The following is a 20,734-nucleotide window of genomic DNA, read 5'->3' as shown; positions in this document are numbered from 1 at the left end:
TTAGAGAACCAGCAGAAGAATAAGTGCCAGTGCACCGCAAAGGAACACATACGCATATTGTTGTACCTGACCGCTCTGTAGACCGCGAATCTCATCGCTTGTCGCATTTGTCGCCCATGCCAGGAAGTCGAAGAATCCGTCTACGACATGACGGTCCCACCATGCGATAGGAGTAGAGATGCAACGGAAAATAATCTTATGCGTAATGAACTGGTATATCTCGTCAATATAGAAACGGTGATAGGCAGCCTTATGCAATCCCTTGAACTGTTGAGCCAGCGAATCGGCGACAGGCTGTTTGGCGTTCTTATACATCCAGGTCGCGATGGCAATGGAAATAATCGCGATAACAACACTTGTGATAGCCACTGACGGGTCAAGATGAATGGAGTAGGATTCACCGTTGGAACTGATAAAGTGTCCGAAAGGAATAAATCCGGCTCCACAAGTCACTGCCGCCAGAAACATCAATGGGAAAGTCATAGCCAACGGACTTTCATGGGGAGTGTGATGCGCATGAAGTTCTTTGTTCTCTTTTCCCCAGAAGATACCGTAGTAAAGGCGGAACATATAGAAAGCGGTCATAGCGGCGATTACCGTCATCACCCAACCCATTACAGAGCTGTATTGGAAGCAAGCTGCCAGAATCTCATCTTTCGAGAAGAAACCCGAGAATGGGGGGATACCCGCAATGGCGAGACAAGCAATCAGGAATGTCCAATGGGTAATCGGCATATATTTGCGTAATCCGCCCATAGCCGACATCTCATTAGAGTGTACCGCATGGATAATGCTACCGGCACCGAGAAAGAGCAGCGCCTTGAACATGGCGTGCGTGAAAAGGTGGAACATGGATGCCATGTATCCCAAACCGCCTTCATGAGGATTCATTGATGTACAAACCCCTAAAGCCACCATCATAAAACCAATCTGCGAGATAGTAGAGAATGCGAGTACACGTTTGATATCCGATTGTACACAGGCTACACTTGCTGCATAAAAGGCAGTGATTGCACCTACCCAGGCAACCATATGCAACGTATTCGGAGCATATTCGATGAAGAGCGGAAACATACGTGCCACCAGATAGACTCCGGCAACTACCATCGTAGCCGCATGAATCAAGGCGCTGACAGGAGTAGGACCTTCCATTGCATCCGGCAACCAGATATGTAGCGGGAACATCGCACTCTTTCCGGCACCACCTACGAACATTAATCCGAGAGCTAATGGAAGCATAGCCGCTCCGCCGCTAACCAGCGATACCGTATCCGGAGTAAAACCGAACGTTCCTCCGTAATATCCGTAAATCAAGATACCGATGAGGAAGCCCAGGTCTGCAAAACGAGTGACAATAAACGCTTTTTTGGAGGCGGAGATTGCAGCAGGTTTTGTATAGTAGAATCCGATTAATAGATAAGAGCTTACGCCCACTAACTCCCAGAAAAGATACATCTGGAAAATGTTTGTAGCTACTACCAATCCCAGCATTGACATGGTGAACAGGGAAAGGAAAGCGTAATAACGTTGAAAACCGATCTCGCCTTTCATGTAACCGAAGGAATAGATGTGTACCATTAGCGACACGGTAGAGATGACAATCAGCATCATTACGGATATAGGATCGAGCAGAATGCCCAAATCGAAATGTAACGTCTCTGTAAAAGGTAGCCACGTAAAATTATAAGGTATCAATGTGGCAAATGTTCCGTCTTCCAGTCGCGGGGCTGAGAAATATTGGAAAGCAGTCACGTAAGACAGTACTGCTACCGCTCCCAGTACCAACGTACCGATGGCACCTGCCGTCCGGTGTGACATCCATTTTCCCCCGATTCCCAATAGGAGAAAGGAGAAAAAAGGAAGAAGGAGTATTAGAATTGTTAGTTCCATACAGTTTATTTTAATTACTTGAGTTATTATTACTTATACTTACCATTTCAAGTCGTCCAGATTGCGTACCTGGATGCTTCGGAGGTTACGGTAAATGTTAATCATAATCGCGATGGCTATTGCGGTTTCCGCAGCCGAGATGGCGATGGAAAACAATGCAAAGAAATAGCCCTCCATTCCTCCCGGAAAGATAAAACGGTTGAACACGGCAAAGTTGATATCTGTAGCGTTTAGCATCAACTCTACGGAAATCAGGATAGCCAGCGTATTGCGGCGGGTAAAGAATCCATAGATTCCTGCAAACATCATGATGGTAGAGACCACCAGATAATATTCCATGTGTATCATATCAGTGATTCGTTTTTTAGTGATTAATGATTAACGTTTGCGGGCGATCATGATTCCACCGATGATACAGGCCAGCAATAAGATACTGACTGCTTCGAAAGGCAGTACATAACCGTACTTGTCGCTACTCAACAAAGCGTGTCCGATCGTATGGATGTTTATCTCCTGCGGGGCAAGATTGGCTGTCTGCATGAAGTTATGCTTCAGCGTGATAAACAGGATTATCGCCAGACCGGCAATCATTGTAAAGAGTCCTGCCAGAAACCTGCTTCGTTTCAGCCTTTCGGCACGGTCACCTTCTCCACTGGTCAGCAGGATGGAGAATACATAAAGCACAACGATACCACCGGCGTAAACCATAATCTGGACAGAGCCCAGAAAGGTGTAGCCCAGCAAGAAGTAGATACCCGCTGTGCCGAAAAGCACGAAGAGCAGGTAAGTAGCCGAGCGGACAATGCGTTGGGTAGTCACCGTCATGATGGACATAGCAATAATAAATGCTGCCAAAAAGTAGAATACTACTGTTTCAAGTGTTGATCCCATATCTATACTTCTTTTTTCTTTTCTATTACTTTACTGCCGGGACGGTTCAGTTGCAAGACGAGCTTCGTCCGGTCGAATACTGCGTGTTCGAAGTTCTGGTCGAATGTGATGGCGTCATGCGGACACGCATTCACACAAAGTTGGCAGAAGATGCAAGATCCTAAGTCATATTCGTATTTTGCCAGAATTTTCTTCTTTTTGCCGTCTTCCGTTTCGATTGTTTCACCGGTCACTTTGATAGTGTCATTCGGACAAGCCATCTGGCACAATCCACAAGCTACGCAGCGATGTTCATTATTTTCATTGTGGGGCATGTTCAGTGTTCCGCGAAACCGGTCAAACATTTTCAGTTCCTTACGGTTCTCGGGATATTGCTCGGTCACTTTCTTGCGGAAGTACACCTTGATACTGGTTTTCATACCCGTTGCCAGTGTACTGATGCCATGCACCAGACCACCTAAATACGTATATTTTTTATCTTTATATTCCATAATCTAATCAAAAGTGGAGGCCGAAGGCTACGCAACATGCCATTAATAATAGGTTTACCATAGAGATAGGAACCAGATATTTCCATTCCAGATTCAGAATCTGGTCGATACGCAAACGTGGGAAAGTCCATTTGATCCACATCAGCAGGAATACTACAAAGAATGCCTTACCGAAGAACCAGATGAAACCGGGAATGTAATCCATCACGGCATTGAATCCATCCAGCCCGACAATGTGCAACGGCATCCATCCTCCTAAAAAGATAGTGGCGGCAACGCTGGCTACGATAAACAGATTCAGGTATTCCGCCAAGTAGAAGAAACCGAAACCCATACCGGAATATTCGGTGTGGTATCCGGCTGTCAGCTCACTTTCCGCTTCGGGAAGGTCGAACGGACCACGGTTACATTCAGCGTTTCCGGCAATCAGGTAGATGATAAAGGCAATCACGGCAGGAATATGTCCTTTGAAGATAAACCATCCGTTGGCTTGTCCTTCCACAATCTCAGAGAATTGCATGGTTCCCATCAGTACTACCATCGTCATGATACTCATGCCGACGGAAAGTTCATAACTGATAATTTGCGCTCCGCTTCGCATGGCGCCAATCAGAGAGAACTTATTGTTACTACCCCATCCGGCGAGCAAAATACCGACCACACCGATACTGGAAGCAGCCAGTAGAAAGAATACACCTACATTGAAATTCAGAATTGCCGCTCCCTTGTTGAAAGGAATGCAGGCGAAAGTGAGGAATGAAGCGATAATTACCATAAATGGAGCAAGGTTGTAGAGGAAATGATCGGCGCCTTTCGGCATGAAGATTTCCTTTGTCAGCATTTTCAGCACGTCGCATACCACTTGGATAGAACCCCATTTACCGACACGGTTCGGACCGAGACGGCATTGGAAGAAACCGCAAACCTTACGTTCCATGTAGATTAGGATGATGGCGAGGATGGCGTACAATGCAACAAGGCACACACCGACAGCCACACATTCTATAAAGATGGCCAATCCTTCCGGCATGACGGAGAGGAGTAGCTCATGTATCCAGTTTGTAACTATACTAAAGTCGAACATTTTTTAGTGTTTTAGTGGTTAGTGATTACCGGTCTATATCCGGAACTACGTAGTCTATTGTTCCGCCAATAGCGATCAAATCGGCTATCTTGGCTCCCCGACAAATCGTGTCTATCGCTGCAACAAGCGGCAAACCGGTAGAACGGTAGTGGAGACGATAAGGGGTTTTGTCACCCTGGCTTTCGAGGAATACACCGAACTCACCGCGACTTCCTTCCACGGCGGCATAATAACTTCCTTCGGGAACGCGGATGATGGGTTTCATCTTTTCCTGATAGGGTCCTTCGGGAATATTGTCTATCAATTGCTCGATGATATTCAGGCTTTCCATGATTTCGTCCATACGTACCAGATAACGGGCAAAACAGTCGCCTTCCGTATAAATGATTTCCTTGAAATCCACTTTGTCATATACACCGTATGGCATTCGTTTGCGTACATCGCAGGCCCATCCTGAAGCGCGGCCCGTACCTCCCGTACAACCAAAAGAAATCGCATCTTCACGACTCAATATACCGACACCTTTCATACGGCTTTGTGCAATGATATTGCCTGTAAATATATCGTGGTATTCGTGGATAACTCCTCTTAAATAAGGAATGAACTCTTTTACTCGTTTGACGAAGTTAGGATGAAGGTCAGCCTGTACACCGCCAATCGTATTATAGTTCATAATCAAACGTCCGCCACAAGTCTCTTCAAAGATATCAAGGATCTTTTCGCGGTCGCGGAATCCATAGAAAAAAGCTGTCAAGGCTCCTAAGTCCATAGCCAGACAGGAGTAGAATAACAAGTGAGAATCAATACGTTGCATTTCGTCCATGATCGTGCGGATATATTGCACACGTTCACTTACTTCGATCCCCATCGCTTTCTCAATACACATACATAATGCGTGACGATTCTGATGCGCACCCAGATAGTCAAGACGGTCTGTCAAGGCCAATGTTTGCGGATAAGTGAGGCTTTCATTCATCTTTTCGATACCCCGATGGATATAACCGCAGTTGGCGTCAATCTTACGGATGATCTCACCTTCTAGTGAAACACGGAAACGCATAACACCATGTGTAGCAGGGTGCTGCGGACCGATGTTGACCACATATTCTTCTTCCCCGAAAAGTCTGGTTTCTTTGTTTTTAATTGTTCCGTCAGGGTTCAGCTCGATTTCTTGAGTTGTATCGAACGTCTCCTCATTGGTCATGCAGAGCGGGTTGTCTTTTTCTGGATCATTGTCTTTGCGCATCGGATGACCTACCCAGTCATTGCGCAGGTAAAGACGGCGCATATCGGGATGACCTATAAAGGTGATACCATAGTAATCGAAAACTTCCCGTTCATAGAAGTCGGCTATTTTCCATATATCGCTGACAGACGGGATTTCCGGTTGTTCGCGGTTTGTTGTCGCAGTTTTCAGTGCTATCCGTTCGCCCGTAATGGTAGATTCCAAATGATAGACTACGCCTAATCCACGGAGCTTCTCCGGAGCGTCTTTCTCATCTGCCACTCCCCAGTCCATACCGGTAAGGCTTTCGAGAAAGTCCATCTGCTTCTCATTTCGCAAGCGCAACATCTCGTCGTGTAATGCTGCAGGGGCTATAAATTGTATTTCTTGCATAAATCCTTTTTAATACCTTATTCTTCATTATTTAAATAGTCCGGCTTCTTCTCTTTTCTGTTCACTCCACCAAAGAATCGTTCTATTTTCACTTTGCGTTGCAATTGCATCATGCCATAATAGAAAGCTTCGGGACGTGGCGGGCATCCGGGAATGTATACATCGACCGGGAGAATCTTGTCTACTCCATTCACCACATGATAGGATTTCTTGAAAGGACCTCCGCTAACAGCACATCCGCCTACAGCAATTACATACTTCGGATCGGGCATTTGATCGTACAGTCGTTTCAATACCGGAGCCATCTTATTAGTGATTGTTCCACATACCATAATCATATCAGCCTGACGCGGACTGGCACGGGCTACTTCAAACCCGAAGCGGGCCATATCATAACGGGCGGCACCAAGTGCCATAAATTCGATACCGCAACAACTGGTTGCAAAAGTAAGCGGCCACAGTGAATTGCTGCGTCCCCAGTTGATGAAGTCGTCAAGAACTCCGAGAGCGATGTTTGCCCCTCCGGCATTGAGCTCTTTGACCAACTTTTCCAATGATTCATTGTCAATGAACTCCTCATAAGGAATTGATTTTATTTTGGGCTTTTTGGTTATTTCCATTCCAAAGCTCCTTTCCTCCAGGCATACGCAAGGCCCAGAACTAAGATAATAAAGAAGAAGAGAATACTAACAAGTCCCTGCGGGCCTAAATCTTGCATGACCACTGCCCATGGAAACAGAAAAGCTGTTTCAACGTCGAACATCAGGAACAGGATGGCAAACAGGTAATAGCCCACACGGAACTGCATCCATGATTTACCACGTGTCGGGATACCACATTCGTAAGCCTCGAATTTTTGTGCGTTGTACGAACGGGGAGAGATAGCGCGTGAAAGAGCTATCACCACACCGACAAAAGCAAGCGCTGTCAGTAAAACAACAACTAAAAATGTAAAATTCATAATTCAATAGCTGTTTAGATTGAATATTATATAGAAATAAACAATTAGTTTGTCCACCCTCTGGGGGATAAAACCAACTGTAAGAGATGACGAATGAAAGTGTCGACTGTACCGTCGGCTAAACCACAATCTTTCTTAACCCATATATATAATAGGAGATAGGATCGTAGAAATATTCGGAAGAGTGAAGCGAAGATGAGGGAGGCGGACTTTGGAATTTATAATGTTCGCAAAAGTAAGTGATCAGTAACAGTATACTTTTATCTGCCGGAACATGTGCGACGTCCGTATGATTCATATCGCAGGATTGGGTGGAATAAAGATGGTAAAGGCGTTCCAAAGCATTATGTACCGGACGGTCCTGAGACACATAGCACTTCTCCTGCCGATAAGTCGGGGAGGAAGCTTTGCTATTGTTTTCCATTGCCCCGTCTGTAGCGCAATGAATGAGCAAAGCCAGTACCAAAAGTAGTCCGAATTTTAAGCTTTGTTTCATCTTTCTCTTTTAATGGCTGCAAATATAGAACTAATATTTATACTTTTTGCAAAGTCGGGGTGGCAAAAAAGGTTTTTTTAGCACTCCGGTTGATTTATATCAATCTTTGTTTAGTTCTTCTTCCAAAAGTCGGAAGTGAAAAGCAATAATACCGTAAATAATTCCAGACGCCCCAACAGCATTAAAAAAGAAAGCAGCCATTTGGCGGCATCAGGCAATTCACTCCATGAGAAGGCCGGGCCGCATGTACCGAGTCCCGGTCCCATATTACCCATACTTGAGATAACCGTTCCGATTGATTCCAGAAAACCGACTCCCAGCCCCATCATGATAAGTATGCTGATGATAGAAATTACCGCGTACAAAAAGGTGAAAGCCAATACTGTAGATTGGATGGAAGGGGAGATAACCTGTTTGTTCACCCGTACCGGAAGTACGGCATTGGGATGCAGGATATGTTTGAATTCATTTTTTACTACCTTGAAGAGGATCACCATGCGGATACATTTGATACCTCCGGTTGTACTGCCTGCGCAGGCTCCGATGATCATTACGATAAGGAGACACCCCCAAAGAATAGAAGGCCAGAGCATATAGTCGGCTGTGGCGAATCCTGTCGAAGTCTGTAGTGAAATAACTTGGAAGAGGGATTTGCGGAATGCTTCTTCCACGCTCATCGGAGAAGTCTGATAGAGCCAGACTGCAATGAATATGGTGAAGAAAGATACGCATAGGAAATAGAATTTCAGTTCCGCATCATGGATGAACTTCTTTATTTTACCATTGAACATGAGCAGTAGCAACGTAAAGTTGATACCTGAAAGGAACATGAAAATAGAGATTACATAATCTATATAAGGCGAATGGTAATACTCGATACTGGCCTGTTTGGTGGAAAAGCCACCTGTACTGGTTGTTGTGAAAGCATGACATACACTGTCAAATATGCTCATGCCTCCCACTGTCAGTAATATAATCAGAGTTCCCGTCATTCCGGCATAGATTCCCCATATCCATTTGGCGGTGACACCAATACGGGGATGCACTTTGTCATGCGTTGGTCCGCTGGCTTCCGCTGCAAATACCTGGATACCTCCCACACCGAAAATCGGTAGAACGGCAATGGTGAAGAATACAATTCCCAAACCACCTATCCATTGCGTCATTGCACGCCAGAATAGGATTCCGTGAGGCATTGATTCGATATTGTTCAAGATAGTGGCACCGGTACTGCTGAATCCGGACATTGTCTCGAAGAATGCGTCGGCGACATTGGGAATATATCCTCCTATATAATAAGGTAACATCCCGAAAAGGGAAAATGTAACCCACGCCACACTGACAATGACATATCCGTCACGTCGGTTGAGTGATTTTTCCGCCCCTTTGCCGATGGCGAGCAATACAACGCCTATACCGGCAGAAAGAGCTGATGAGATTAGGAAACTTTTTAAATCCCCTTCTTCATAGAAGAGCGAGACACCTCCGCAGCATAGTAACATGGCTGTTTCTATCAGAAGCAGAAAGCCTAGAATCCGGAATATCATCTTCGAGTTAATCATAACAATTACCTGATACTTACTATCTAATTAAAGAATTTAATTAAAGAACTTCTCAATTTTCTTAATCATCATACTCAGGCAGAACACCACTACGTGGTCACCCGGTTGAACCAACGTATCACCGGTTACCAGTATTCCCTCTCCATTACGGATCATACCTCCGATGGTAGTTCCTTTCGGAAGCCCTAAGTCTTTGATCAAATGCTTGGTTATCTTAGCTCCGGGGGGAACGGTAAACTCTGCAACATCCGCATTGGCGAATGTCAGGCATTTTACATTAGACACATCAGCATCCAGCATCATCTGGTAGATGTGGCTGGCGGCGATCATTTTTTTATTGATAACCGTGCCGATGTCGAGACTTTCCGCCATACCGATATAGTCGATATTCTCCACCTCCGCAACAGTCTTTTCCACTCCCATGCGTTTGGCGGCGAGACAGGCAAGGATGTTGGTTTCGGAATTCCCGGTCAGGGCAACGAAGGCTTCTGTGTTTTTCAGCCCTTCTTCAATAAGAAGATCCATGTCACGGCCGTCCCCGTTGATAATCATCGTCTTGTCATCCAATAATTCGGTCAGTCGGTTGCAACGATTGATATCATTATCGACGATTTTCACTTGCATATAGTCCGGCACATATTGGGCGGTACGGACAGCGATGCGGCTTCCACCCATAATCATTACATTACGCACGTCGGCATAATCCTCTTTCCCGGCTATCTTACGTATATAAGGAATATATTTGCGGGTAGTGGTGAAGTAAACAATATCATTTAGTTTGATTACATCGTCTCCGCGCGGGATAATGGTTTCCGTTCCACGTTTGATGGCTACTACGTGATATGGAATGGTGGGACCGCCTAACTGATGTAGGGGAATATTTAGAATTTCCGCTTTCTTACGCATCTTTGTACCGATCAGCACGAGTGCTCCTCCGCAAAACTCCCACCATTGACGTACCCAGCTCATACGCATGGAAGATACAATCTCTTTAGCAGCCAACATTTCCGGATAGATCAATGAATCTACTCCCAGTTTTTGGAAGAACTCTTTGTTTTTAGGCAGAAGATATTCGTAGTTGTCGATACGCGCTACTGTCTTCTTTGCTCCCAAGTTGGTAGCCAGCATACAGGCAGTCATATTGCGGCTCTCATCCGGAGTGACTGCGATAAACAGATCGGCCTCTTTGACACCCACCTCCTTTAGTCCGGAAATGGAAGAAGGAGAGGCGGCAACTGTCAGCAAGTCGAAGTTAGAGCTGAGAGCGCTTAGCTTCTCTTCGTCATCATCCATCAAGATAATATCTTGCTTTTCACGCGATAACAATTTGGCCAAATGGGTGCCTACGTTTCCGGCACCGGCAATAATGATCTTCATGTCAGTTGATAAATTCTTTTATTTTAGTCAGAATACCTTCTTCGTCCATACCGCATAAATGATACAGCTCTGCAACTGAACCATGTTCCACAAATATATTAGGAATGCCGATACGTTTTAAGGTCGGCTTATATTCATTGTCGGCCATAAATTCAAGAATCGCACTACCCATACCACCTTTGATGATACCGTCCTCGATGGTGAGGATACGTTGATGCTTCCGTCCGATTTCATGTAATAGCCTTTCATCCAAAGGCTTCAGGAAACGTAAGTCGTAATGAGCGATAGACTTGCCCAGTTCCGATTCAGCACGGGAAATGGCACGGGCGGCAGTGTTGCCTATCGGGCCGATTGTTATAACCGCAAGGTTGTCACCATCTTTCAGTTTCCTACCTTTTCCTACCGGGATTTCTTCCAACGGACATTTCCAGTCAACCACTACCCCGCGTCCTCGCGGATAACGGATCACAAACGGACCTTTATCCGGCAGTTGTGCTGTGTACATCAATCGGCGCAATTCATGTTCATCCATTGGGGAGGAGATGGTCAGGTTGGGTATCGGACGCAAATAAGCCATATCGAAAGCTCCGTGATGAGTCGGACCGTCTTCGCCGACAAGTCCGGCACGGTCGAGACACAATATAACGGAAAGATTTTGTATGGCTACATCGTGGATCATATTATCATACGCCCGTTGCATAAACGAGGAATAGATATTACAGAATGGCAACATCCCGTCTTTAGCCATTCCTCCGGAGAAGGTAACGGCGTGTCCTTCAGCGATACCGACATCGAACGCGCGTTCGGGCATTTTCTCCATAAGAATATTCATCGAACAACCGCTGGGCATGGCGGGGGTCACACCGACAATCTTTGGATTAGCTTCTGCAAGCTCCACTAGGGTATGACCGAATACCTCCTGAAAGAGAGGAGGCATTCCCTCCGTGTTGGCTATGAAACGTTCGCCGGTGACAGGATCGAACTTGCCCGGAGCATGCCATTCGGTAGCGTGTTCTTCTGCCGGTGCAAATCCTTTTCCTTTGATTGTGTGCAGATGAAGGATTTTGGGACCTTGCAAATCTTTAATATCATGCAACACCCGGGCTAGGTTCTTCACGTCGTGCCCGTCTATCGGACCGAAGTAACGGATATTCATCCCTTCGAAAATATTCTGTTGTTGGGCAGCCATCGATTTCAAGCTATTGCCGAAACGTATCAGCGCTTTGCGGCGTTCTTCATTCAGAATACCGAGCTTGAACAACATCCGTGAAAGTTTGAAACGCAATTGGTTGTAACGGTTGGAGGTTGTCAGATTGAAAAGATATTGTTTCATTCCTCCCACGCTACGGTCAATTGCCATATCGTTGTCATTCAGGATAATCAGCAGGTTATTAGGCGTAGTGGATGCGTTGTTAAGTCCTTCAAAAGCCAGTCCGCCACTCATCGAACCATCGCCAATGATGGCTACGACATGACGTTGGATTTCTCCTTTCCGGGCAGCAGCTACAGCCATGCCGAGAGCAGCAGAGATGGAATTGGAAGCATGTCCGCAAGTGAAAGTATCATATTCACTTTCTTCCGGTGACGGGAAAGGGCGGATTCCCCCAAATTTGCGGTTCGTGGAAAAAGCCTCGCGACGCCCTGTCAGAATTTTGTGGCCGTACGCCTGATGTCCCACATCCCATACAATACGGTCGTATGGCGTATTGTAAACATAGTGTAAGGCTACAGTCAATTCCACCGTCCCCAGACTGGCAGCAAAATGTCCCGGGTTGCAGCAGAGCTCTTTAATAATGTCTTGCCTTAGTTCATCGCATACTTCCGGCAGTTGGTCTACGTCTAGTTTTCGTAGGTCTTCGGGGTAATTAATAGCATTTAGCAAGTTATATATCGGTTCATTCTTCATGATTCGAGGAAATTTAGCGCAAAAATACGAAAAGAAAGTATACTTTTGCCCACGAAACGTAATAAAATGTAGGAAAATCATGATGAACTTTCAAACATCTGTGGGATTGCCGGTCGGACTACCGCCTATCAGCCATATATCCCCTATTCTTTTGATGGGATCTTGTTTTGCTGAGAATATGGGAACTTTCTTGACAGAGGCCAAGTTTCAACTGGATTTGAATCCTTTCGGAATTCTGTATAATCCTTTGTCCATATCCTCAGCTTTGAAAGAGATTATTACAAAAAAAGAATATACGGAGAAAGATTTGTTTGCTTATAGAGGGCTGTGGCATAGTACTATGCATCATGGCTCTTTTTCGGCTATTACTCCAGAGGCTACGTTGCAGAATATCAATGCCCGTTTGCTGCAAGCCCATCAGACTGTGCCGAAGCTTGATTGGCTGATGTTGACTTTCGGAACGGCTTATGTTTATGAAGCAAAAGAGACAGGAAAGGTAGCCTCCAATTGTCACAAATTACCGGAGAATGATTTTAATCGCCGACTTTTGTCTGTGGATGAAATAGTAGATGAATACACTTCATTGATTACCGATATGGCTGCTTGCAATGCAACCTTGAAATTCTTGTTTACAGTCAGTCCCATCCGTCATATCCGGGATGGAATGCACGCCAACCAATTGAGTAAATCGACTTTGTTGCTGGCCGTCGACCGGTTGCAGCAATCGTTCCCGGAACAAGTTTTCTACTTCCCCTCTTATGAAATCGTATTGGATGAATTACGCGATTATCGCTTCTATGCGGATGATATGTTGCATCCGTCTCCGTTGGCAGTCCATTACCTTTGGGAACGCTTTTCCGAAACCTTCTTTTCCGCTGAAACAAAGCAGGTTATCCGCGAAGTAGAAGACATCCGCCGGGACTTGGCGCACAAGCCCTTTCATCCCGGGTCCGAAGCGTATCAACGCTTTTTAGGACAAATAGTGTTAAAAATAGAACGACTTATCAGAAAATACCCGTACTTAGATTTTCAAAAAGAAACAGAACTATGTCATACGCGATTGAATCCATAGCCCAAAGTATCGGCGCCCGCCGTGTGGGTGAATATGAAGTGACTATCGATTGGCTCTTAACAGATAGCCGTTCCCTGAGTTTTCCGGAAGAAACCCTTTTCTTTGCATTAACCACCAAACGCAATAGTGGAGTCCGCTACATCCCCGAACTGTACGACCGGGGTGTCCGAAACTTTGTGATCTCCGAGGAAGAGTTTAAACAAGTTGAGAATGGAGAGTTGAGAATTGAGAGTGCTATGCAGGATGATGATGCGCAGCCAATTCTCAATTCTCAACTCTCAACTCTCAATTTCCCCTCAACTCTCAATTTCCTCATCGTTCCCAACCCTCTGAAAGCATTGCAGAAACTGGCTGAGGTACATCGGGAGAGGTTTAATATTCCTGTAATCGGTATCACCGGAAGCAATGGAAAAACCATTGTGAAAGAGTGGTTGCACCAATTGCTGAGTCCGGACCGTTGTATCGTCCGTTCTCCGCGTAGTTATAATTCGCAGATTGGTGTTCCATTGTCTGTGTGGCAACTTTCCGAAGAAGCAGAATTGGGAATTTTCGAGGCGGGTATTTCTGAGATGGGGGAAATGGGGGCATTGAAACGGATGATAAAGCCTTCTATCGGTATTCTGACGAATATCGGTGGTGCTCATCAAGAGAACTTTTTTTCATTGCAGGAGAAGTGCATGGAAAAGCTAACCCTTTTCAAAGATTGTGATGTCGTGATTTATGATGGTGATAATGAGCTGATTAGCAATTGTGTGGCGAAATCAATGCTGACTGCACGTGAGATTGCCTGGAGTCGTACGGATATTGAACGTCCCTTGTACATCAGCTGTGTGACAAAGAAAGAAGACCATACCGTTATTGCTTACCGTTATCTGAATATGGATAACACTTTCTGTATTCCTTTCATCGACGACGCCTCCATCGAAAACGTACTAAACTGCTTGGCTGCCTGCCTTTACTTGATGACTCCCGCCGATCAGATAACGGAACGCATGGCACGCCTCGAACCGATTGCCATGCGCCTTGAAGTGAAAGAGGGAAAGAATAACTGCCTATTGATTAATGATAGCTATAATTCGGATCTGGCCTCTCTGGATATAGCTCTTGACTTCCTGGTACGCCGTTCTGAAAAGAAAGGACTGAAACGTACGCTGATTCTGTCGGATATTCTGGAAACAGGACAGAGTACTGCCACGCTTTATCGGCGTGTAGCCCAACTGGTGCAGAGTCGGGGTATTGATAAATTGATAGGAGTAGGGCCGGAAATCTCTTCGTGTGCCGCTCGTTTTGACGACGGGATAGAACGTTATTTCTTCCCTAATACCGAAGCGCTTCTTAAATCGGAACTGCTCAAATCCCTTCATTCGGAAGTGATTCTGATAAAGGGTTCTCGTGTGTTCAACTTTGATCTGGTGTCCGAAGCGCTCGAACTGAAAGTGCATGAAACGATACTGGAAGTAAATCTAGGCGCGATGGTGGAGAACTTGAATCATTACCGCTCCATGTTGCGCCATCCTGAGACGAAAATGATCTGCATGGTGAAGGCGTCGGCATACGGAGCCGGTTCATACGAGATAGCCAAGACTTTGCAGGAACATCATGTTGACTACTTGGCTGTGGCGGTAGCCGATGAAGGTTCCGAACTGCGCAAAGCGGGTATCACGTCCTCTATCATCATCATGGATCCGGAGCTTACAGCGTTCAAAACGATGTTTGACTATAAACTGGAGCCGGAAGTTTATAATTTCCATTTGCTTGATGCGCTGATTAAAGCCGCAGAAAAGGAAGGGATCACCAATTTCCCTATTCATGTGAAACTGGATACGGGAATGCATCGGCTGGGTTTTGAAGCGGAAGATATTCCCTTGCTTATCCGTCGCTTGAAGAATCAGAATGCGGTAATTCCCCGTTCGGTATTCTCTCATTTCGTAGGCAGTGATTCTCCTCAATTTGACGCTTTCACCCGGCAGCAAATCGAATTGTTTGAAAAAGGCTCGCAAGAATTGCAGGCGGCTTTCTCGCATAAAATTTTACGCCATATCTGCAATACGGCAGGAATCGAGCGTTTTCCCGGAGCACAGTTTGACATGGTACGGCTAGGTATCGGACTTTACGGAGTGAGTCCGATAGACAACTCGATTATACATAATGTCAGCACGCTCAAGACAACCATACTTCAGATTCGGGATGTCCCCGAAGAAGATACGGTGGGATATAGCCGGATGGGACACTTGATACGTCCGTCCCGTATAGCCGCTATCCCTATCGGTTATGCCGATGGCCTGAACCGACACTTGGGGCGTGGAAATGCTTACTGTCTGGTGAACGGCAAGAAAGCCCCTTATGTGGGCAATATCTGCATGGATGTCTGTATGATAGACGTTACGGACATCGACTGCCGTGAAGGTGACCAAGCTATAATCTTCGGTGACGACCTGCCGATCACAGTATTGTCCGACAAGCTGGATACGATTCCGTACGAAGTGCTGACTAGCATATCGACGCGGGTGAAACGGATATATTATCAGGATTAGTTCACCACAGAGGACACGGAGTTTTTTCAAAGATACAAATCAGATACTGAGGATACTGACAGCGTATTATGAAAAAAGGACTCTGTGCCCTCTGTGTCCTCTGTGGTGAATAAAAATCTGTGTTAATCCGTGTGATCTGTGATGAAAATAATTATCTTTGTACCGACTAATAAAAACCTCTTTATCAAATAAACTTATGACAAACTTATTATTGTTAGGCTTTTTGCCTAGTGGGTCCGAATGGATTATTATCGCTTTGGTTATCCTTCTTCTTTTTGGCGGAAAGAAAATTCCTGAATTGATGCGTGGCTTGGGAAAAGGAGTGAAGAGCTTCAAAGACGGAGTGAATGATGCGAAAGAGGAAATAAATAAGGCAAAAGAAGACCTGGACAAACCGGCGGACTCAAGTAAGTAAAGCAAGTACGGATGGCAGAAATGACCTTTTGGGATCATTTGGATGAACTGCGCAAGGTACTTTTCCGGGTGATCGGAGTTTGGTTTGTATTGGCAATAGGTTATTTTATTGCTATGCCTTACCTTTTTGATCATGTGATATTGGCGCCTTGCCACAATGATTTCATATTCTACGATTTATTACGGCATATCGGTCAGGCGCTTGATTTGACCGATGATTTCTTCACACAAGAATTTCAAGTGAAGCTGGTCAATATCAACTTGGCGGCTCCTTTCTTTATACATATGTCGACAGCCTTTTGGATGTCGGTAGTCACTGCCATGCCTTATCTTTTCTTTGAAGTATGGCGCTTTATCGGTCCTGCCCTTTATCCCAATGAAAAGAAAGGAGTGCGTAAAGCTCTGACAGTTGGAACGGTGATGTTCTTTGTTGGTGTTTTGCTGGGTTACTTTATGGTTTATCCGTTGACGCTCCGTTTTCTTTCCACCTATCAGTTGAGTGCGGAAGTGGAGAACATTCTGTCGCTCAATTCCTATATCGACAATTTTATGATGTTGGTACTCTGTATGGGGCTAGCTTTTGAATTGCCGTTAGTGACCTGGCTGCTATCCCTGCTGGGAATAGTCAATAAGTCTTTCTTGCGGAAGTACCGTCGCCATGCGATTGTCATCATTGTGATAGCTGCTGCCATTATTACTCCGACAGGCGATCCGTTTACATTGAGTGTTGTCGCTATTCCGCTTTATCTGCTATACGAAATGAGTATCCTGATGATAAAGGATAAGAAGAAAACCGAAGAGGAAATAGAAGATGAAATTGCCCTGTCAGAAGAGTGAAGCGATAGAATCTTATGAATTACTTCTAGCAGTCTGCAAGGCGGGAGAGGATGAACTGACCGTTGGTTACAAGCAGATGCGCGACTTGCTCGAACGTATTTGCCGGGCGCAAATGCAGAGCAGCAGTTTGCAAATGACCGACCTCTCGGCGCGAATCAGTTTTATTGCTGCCAAGACCGGACTTTCGGTAGGAGAGCAGAACCGGCTTCATACTTTCCGCCTGACTTCCAATCAAATCCTGAACCGCTGTCTCGAACCGAACAGGGAAAAACTCTTGCGGGATGTTAAAACACTGGCCTTTCTGGTCCGCAAACTTTCGGGAGAGAATATTCCGGATGAGTTATACCGTTTGCTTCCCCGTGCGGACGCTACCTATCTGGTTGCCCCTCCTGCCTGTGAACGAGTTCGGCGAATGCGTGTCTGTTTTCAATATGCGGACGAACAATATCTGTATGTGACTCCTTTGGACGAAGTCTCGGAGAGACCCTATCTTGTCCGCTATAATATACCTCAAATAAACGAAGAGTTTGCAGAAACCTGTAAGCTGCTTTGGCAACATGCCCAGATGAATCTGCTTGACGTTGCGATAGATGAGGCGGGAATCCTTACCCCTTCTTTTATCGTTCTCGAACCGGATTATCTGATTGATATCAGTTCGCTTGCAGAGTGTTTCCGCGATTACGGACACCATCCGGGAAACTACTTCCTTTCCCGAATGCAACCGATTGAGAATGCCCGTCCCCTGTTACTGGGAAATATTGCCAATCTTTTTCTGGATGAATGGATTCATGCGCCGAACGAGGATATTGATTATCGGACTTGTATGCAAAAGGCTTTCCGCCGCTATCCCATCGAATTGGCGGCTTGCCCCGATTTGCGGGACAGAGAGAAGGAACGTCAATTCTTTGATGATTGCAAATTGCATTTCGAGCATATCCGCGAAACGGTGAATGATACTTTTCATACTGCCGGATACGAATTGGACAAGACGGATGCGGTGCTTGAACCTTCTTATATCTGCGAAGCGCTCGGACTGCAAGGTCGCCTTGATTATATGCAACGGGATATGTCCTCCTTCATCGAAATGAAATCGGGTAAAGCTGACGAGTACGCTATCCGTGGTAAGGTGGAACCGAAAGAGAACAACAAGGTGCAGATGTTGCTTTATCAGGCAGTATTGCAATACTCTATGGGGATGGATCACCGGAAAGTAAAAGCCTATTTGCTTTATACCCGTTATCCGCTTCTTTACCCTTCACGGCCTTCTTGGGCAATGGTGCGCCGTGTGATTGATTTGCGCAACCGGATCGTAGCCGATGAATATGGTATCCAGTTGCATAACAATCCGGAATATACTGCACGGAAGTTAGAGGAGATCAATGCTTCCACATTGAATGAACGTGGCTTGCGAGGACGTTTCTGGGAAACCTATTTGCGGCCGCCCATTGATCGCTTTCAGGAGAAGTTGCAGAGGCTTTCCGCCATAGAAAAGAGCTATTTTTATGCGGTCTATAATTTTCTGACGAAAGAACTTTATACTTCTAAGTCCGGTGATGTGGATTATGAAGGGCGTACGGGTGCGGCTTCCTTGTGGCTTTCCACATTGGCCGAGAAATGCGAAGCCGGTGAGATTATCTATAATTTGCGGATTCGTGAAAATCATGCCGCCGACGAGCATAAAGCTTATTTATTATTGGTACGTTCCGATTTCGAAGAAAAGGAACTGCCGGAGACAGTAGCGGACAATGATATACAAAACGTACTTCCTAATTTCCGTCAAGGTGATGCCATTATCCTCTATGAACGAAACTGCGGGACGGATAATGTAACCAATAAAATGGTATTCAAGGGCAATATCGAACATCTGACCGATCATGAAATAAGTATTCGCCTTCGGGCTACACAGCAGAATCCTTCGGTGCTCCCTGCCGATAGCCTTTATGCGATAGAACATGACACGATGGATACGACATTCCGCTCCATGTATCAAGGATTGTACGCTTATCTCTCTGCAACACAGGAACGTCGCGACTTATTGCTGGCCCAGCGTCCGCCGAAGTTCGACGAATCATTGGATTCTCTTGTTTCACAGGCGAAAGACGACTTCACCCGTGTCGCATTGAAAGCGCAAGCCGCACAAGATTATTTTCTTCTTATCGGTCCTCCGGGAACCGGAAAGACCTCTTGTGCCTTAAAGAAGATGGTTGAAACATTCCATGCGGATAAAGGCGTTCAAATCCTTCTGCTTTCGTATACAAACCGGGCTGTCGACGAGATATGCAAATCGCTTGCTTCCATTCGTCCTGCCGTTGATTTTATCCGTGTGGGAAGTGAATTGTCGTGCGACGAGACTTACCGCACTCATCTGATAGAAAACGAATTAGCCTCCTGCAACCGCCGTTCGGAAGTTTACGAGCGTATTCGGAGTTGCCGCATCATTGTAGGAACCGTAGCGGCCATTTCCGGCAAACCGGAATTGTTCCGTCTGAAACATTTTAATGTTGCCATTATAGATGAAGCTACACAGATATTGGAACCTCAGCTATTAGGCATTCTTTGTGCACGTGGCGAAGAGGGTGGGAATGCCATTGATAAATTTATCCTGATTGGCGACCATAAGCAACTTCCTGCCGTTGTGCTGCAAAGTTCTGAACAGTCCGCTATCTACGAGGAGTCCTTGATGTCTATCGGACTGACCAACTTGAAAGATTCCCTGTTCGAACGTCTCTACCGCAACTGCACCGCTCGTCAGTCACCCCTGACCTCTCATCCTTCCTACGATATGCTTTGCCGTCAAGGTCGTATGCATCCCGAAGTGGCTCTGTTTGCCAACCGTGCTTTTTATGGAGGGCGTCTGATTCCCGTCGGTTTGCCTCACCAACTGGAAGACTCCGATACTGTTTGTCGTCTGGCTTTTTATCCTTCCATACCGGAGAAGACAGGAACATCTACGAAAATAAACCATTCGGAAGCCCGTATTGTAGCGGATTTGGTTGCCCGTATCTATGAGGATTGCCGGATAGATTTCGATGAGGCGCGTACGTTGGGAATCATTACCCCTTACAGAAGTCAGATAGCACTGATTAAAAAAGAAATAGCCGCATTGGGCATTCCGGCTCTGAATCGGATTATGGTTGATACTGTCGAGCGTTTTCAAGGGAGCGAACGGGATGTAATCATCTATTCCTGTTGCATCAACAGTTATTTTCAATTAAAGTTTGTATCGAATTTAACAGAAGAAGACGGTACGCTGATTGATCGTAAACTGAATGTAGCTCTTACCCGTGCGCGAAAACAGATGTTTGTGACAGGAGTCCCTAAGTATCTGAAGTCCAATCCACTCTACGAAAGTTTATTAAATTTAATGGAGTATAAAGAGTGATTTGCTAATTTTTGCAGATGTTAGTTTTTATTCTCTCTTTATGCGATTCATTAACACCTCTATGTTGAACAAACGCCTATATTTGCAACACGTTTTTTTCATAGAGATTTAGATTTAAGGTTAGAAGAATTGTGGAAGTCGTGAGACTTCCCTTTTTTTCATCTTAACGTTTACTATTCTTCATTATGAGAATGCAATGACACTTCATCTCAAGTGTTG

General features: G+C 45.5%; 17 protein-coding genes. 5 read left to right on the top strand and 12 right to left on the bottom strand.

Annotated features, from left to right (window positions below):
- The 12 genes from nuoL to dxs form a co-directional block, all read right to left on the bottom strand.
- On the bottom strand, positions 1-1,890 hold the full coding sequence (gene nuoL, locus BACFIN_RS13310) for an NADH-quinone oxidoreductase subunit L (protein ID WP_007751198.1): 1,890 nt from the start codon (positions 1,888-1,890) through the stop codon (positions 1-3).
- Between the two features lie 39 nt (positions 1,891-1,929).
- The gene (gene nuoK, locus BACFIN_RS13315; protein ID WP_007751196.1) at positions 1,930-2,238 is read right to left on the bottom strand and encodes an NADH-quinone oxidoreductase subunit NuoK; all 309 of its coding nucleotides are present in this window, start codon (positions 2,236-2,238) and stop codon (positions 1,930-1,932) included.
- A 30-nt stretch (positions 2,239-2,268) separates the two neighbouring features.
- Positions 2,269-2,781, bottom strand: coding sequence for an NADH-quinone oxidoreductase subunit J family protein (locus BACFIN_RS13320; protein WP_007751193.1), 513 nt, complete (start codon positions 2,779-2,781; stop codon positions 2,269-2,271).
- Positions 2,782-2,783: 2 nt separating this feature from the next.
- A complete protein-coding gene (locus tag BACFIN_RS13325; RefSeq protein ID WP_007751191.1) occupies positions 2,784-3,272 on the bottom strand; it encodes a 4Fe-4S binding protein in 489 nt (162 codons plus the stop codon).
- Positions 3,273-3,279: 7 nt separating this feature from the next.
- Positions 3,280-4,356, bottom strand: coding sequence for an NADH-quinone oxidoreductase subunit NuoH (gene nuoH / locus BACFIN_RS13330; protein ID WP_007751189.1), 1,077 nt, complete (start codon positions 4,354-4,356; stop codon positions 3,280-3,282).
- A 25-nt stretch (positions 4,357-4,381) separates the two neighbouring features.
- Complete coding sequence (locus BACFIN_RS13335) at positions 4,382-5,974, bottom strand: NADH-quinone oxidoreductase subunit D (RefSeq protein ID WP_007751188.1); 1,593 nt, start codon at positions 5,972-5,974, stop codon at positions 4,382-4,384.
- A 17-nt stretch (positions 5,975-5,991) separates the two neighbouring features.
- Positions 5,992-6,594 carry an NADH-quinone oxidoreductase subunit B gene (locus BACFIN_RS13340; protein WP_007751187.1) on the bottom strand — a complete coding sequence of 201 codons (603 nt, stop codon included), beginning with the start codon at positions 6,592-6,594 and terminating at the stop codon, positions 5,992-5,994.
- The gene (locus tag BACFIN_RS13345) at positions 6,585-6,935 is read right to left on the bottom strand and encodes an NADH-quinone oxidoreductase subunit A (RefSeq protein ID WP_007751185.1); all 351 of its coding nucleotides are present in this window, start codon (positions 6,933-6,935) and stop codon (positions 6,585-6,587) included. The genes BACFIN_RS13340 and BACFIN_RS13345 overlap by 10 nt, the downstream gene beginning before the upstream one ends.
- Before the next feature lie 118 nt (positions 6,936-7,053).
- Positions 7,054-7,431 (bottom strand): hypothetical protein, encoded by a 378-nt coding sequence (locus tag BACFIN_RS13350; RefSeq protein ID WP_032839406.1) that lies wholly within the window; start codon positions 7,429-7,431, stop codon positions 7,054-7,056.
- 110 nt (positions 7,432-7,541) lie between these two features.
- Positions 7,542-8,993 carry a TrkH family potassium uptake protein gene (locus BACFIN_RS13355; protein WP_007751181.1) on the bottom strand — a complete coding sequence of 484 codons (1,452 nt, stop codon included), beginning with the start codon at positions 8,991-8,993 and terminating at the stop codon, positions 7,542-7,544.
- A gap of 36 nt (positions 8,994-9,029) precedes the next feature.
- On the bottom strand, positions 9,030-10,370 hold the full coding sequence (gene trkA, locus BACFIN_RS13360) for a Trk system potassium transporter TrkA (protein ID WP_007751180.1): 1,341 nt from the start codon (positions 10,368-10,370) through the stop codon (positions 9,030-9,032).
- A gap of 1 nt (position 10,371) precedes the next feature.
- Positions 10,372-12,276, bottom strand: a complete 1,905-nt coding sequence (gene dxs / locus BACFIN_RS13365; RefSeq protein ID WP_007751173.1) for a 1-deoxy-D-xylulose-5-phosphate synthase — start codon at positions 12,274-12,276, stop codon at positions 10,372-10,374.
- Between the two features lie 82 nt (positions 12,277-12,358).
- On the opposite strand from dxs, the gene BACFIN_RS13370 reads away from it, so the two are divergent.
- From BACFIN_RS13370 to BACFIN_RS13390, 5 genes are all read left to right on the top strand, one after another.
- Positions 12,359-13,348, top strand: a complete 990-nt coding sequence (locus BACFIN_RS13370) for a GSCFA domain-containing protein (RefSeq protein WP_032839441.1) — start codon at positions 12,359-12,361, stop codon at positions 13,346-13,348.
- Positions 13,324-15,882, top strand: coding sequence for a bifunctional UDP-N-acetylmuramoyl-tripeptide:D-alanyl-D-alanine ligase/alanine racemase (locus BACFIN_RS13375; protein WP_007751166.1), 2,559 nt, complete (start codon positions 13,324-13,326; stop codon positions 15,880-15,882). Before BACFIN_RS13370 ends, BACFIN_RS13375 begins: the two co-directional genes overlap by 25 nt.
- 196 nt (positions 15,883-16,078) lie before the next feature.
- Positions 16,079-16,297 carry a Sec-independent protein translocase subunit TatA/TatB gene (locus BACFIN_RS13380; protein WP_007751163.1) on the top strand — a complete coding sequence of 73 codons (219 nt, stop codon included), beginning with the start codon at positions 16,079-16,081 and terminating at the stop codon, positions 16,295-16,297.
- 11 nt (positions 16,298-16,308) lie between these two features.
- A complete protein-coding gene (gene tatC, locus BACFIN_RS13385) occupies positions 16,309-17,133 on the top strand; it encodes a twin-arginine translocase subunit TatC (RefSeq protein ID WP_007751161.1) in 825 nt (274 codons plus the stop codon).
- Entirely contained in the window at positions 17,108-20,515 is a 3,408-nt protein-coding gene (locus tag BACFIN_RS13390; RefSeq protein WP_007751158.1) for an AAA domain-containing protein, read from the top strand. The genes tatC and BACFIN_RS13390 overlap by 26 nt, the downstream gene beginning before the upstream one ends.
- Positions 20,516-20,734: the final 219 nt, after the last annotated feature.

Origin of the sequence: Bacteroides finegoldii DSM 17565 (assembly GCF_000156195.1) — a bacterium.
GTDB lineage: Bacteria > Bacteroidota > Bacteroidia > Bacteroidales > Bacteroidaceae > Bacteroides > Bacteroides finegoldii.
This window is presented reverse-complemented; position numbering and strand designations above follow the sequence as displayed.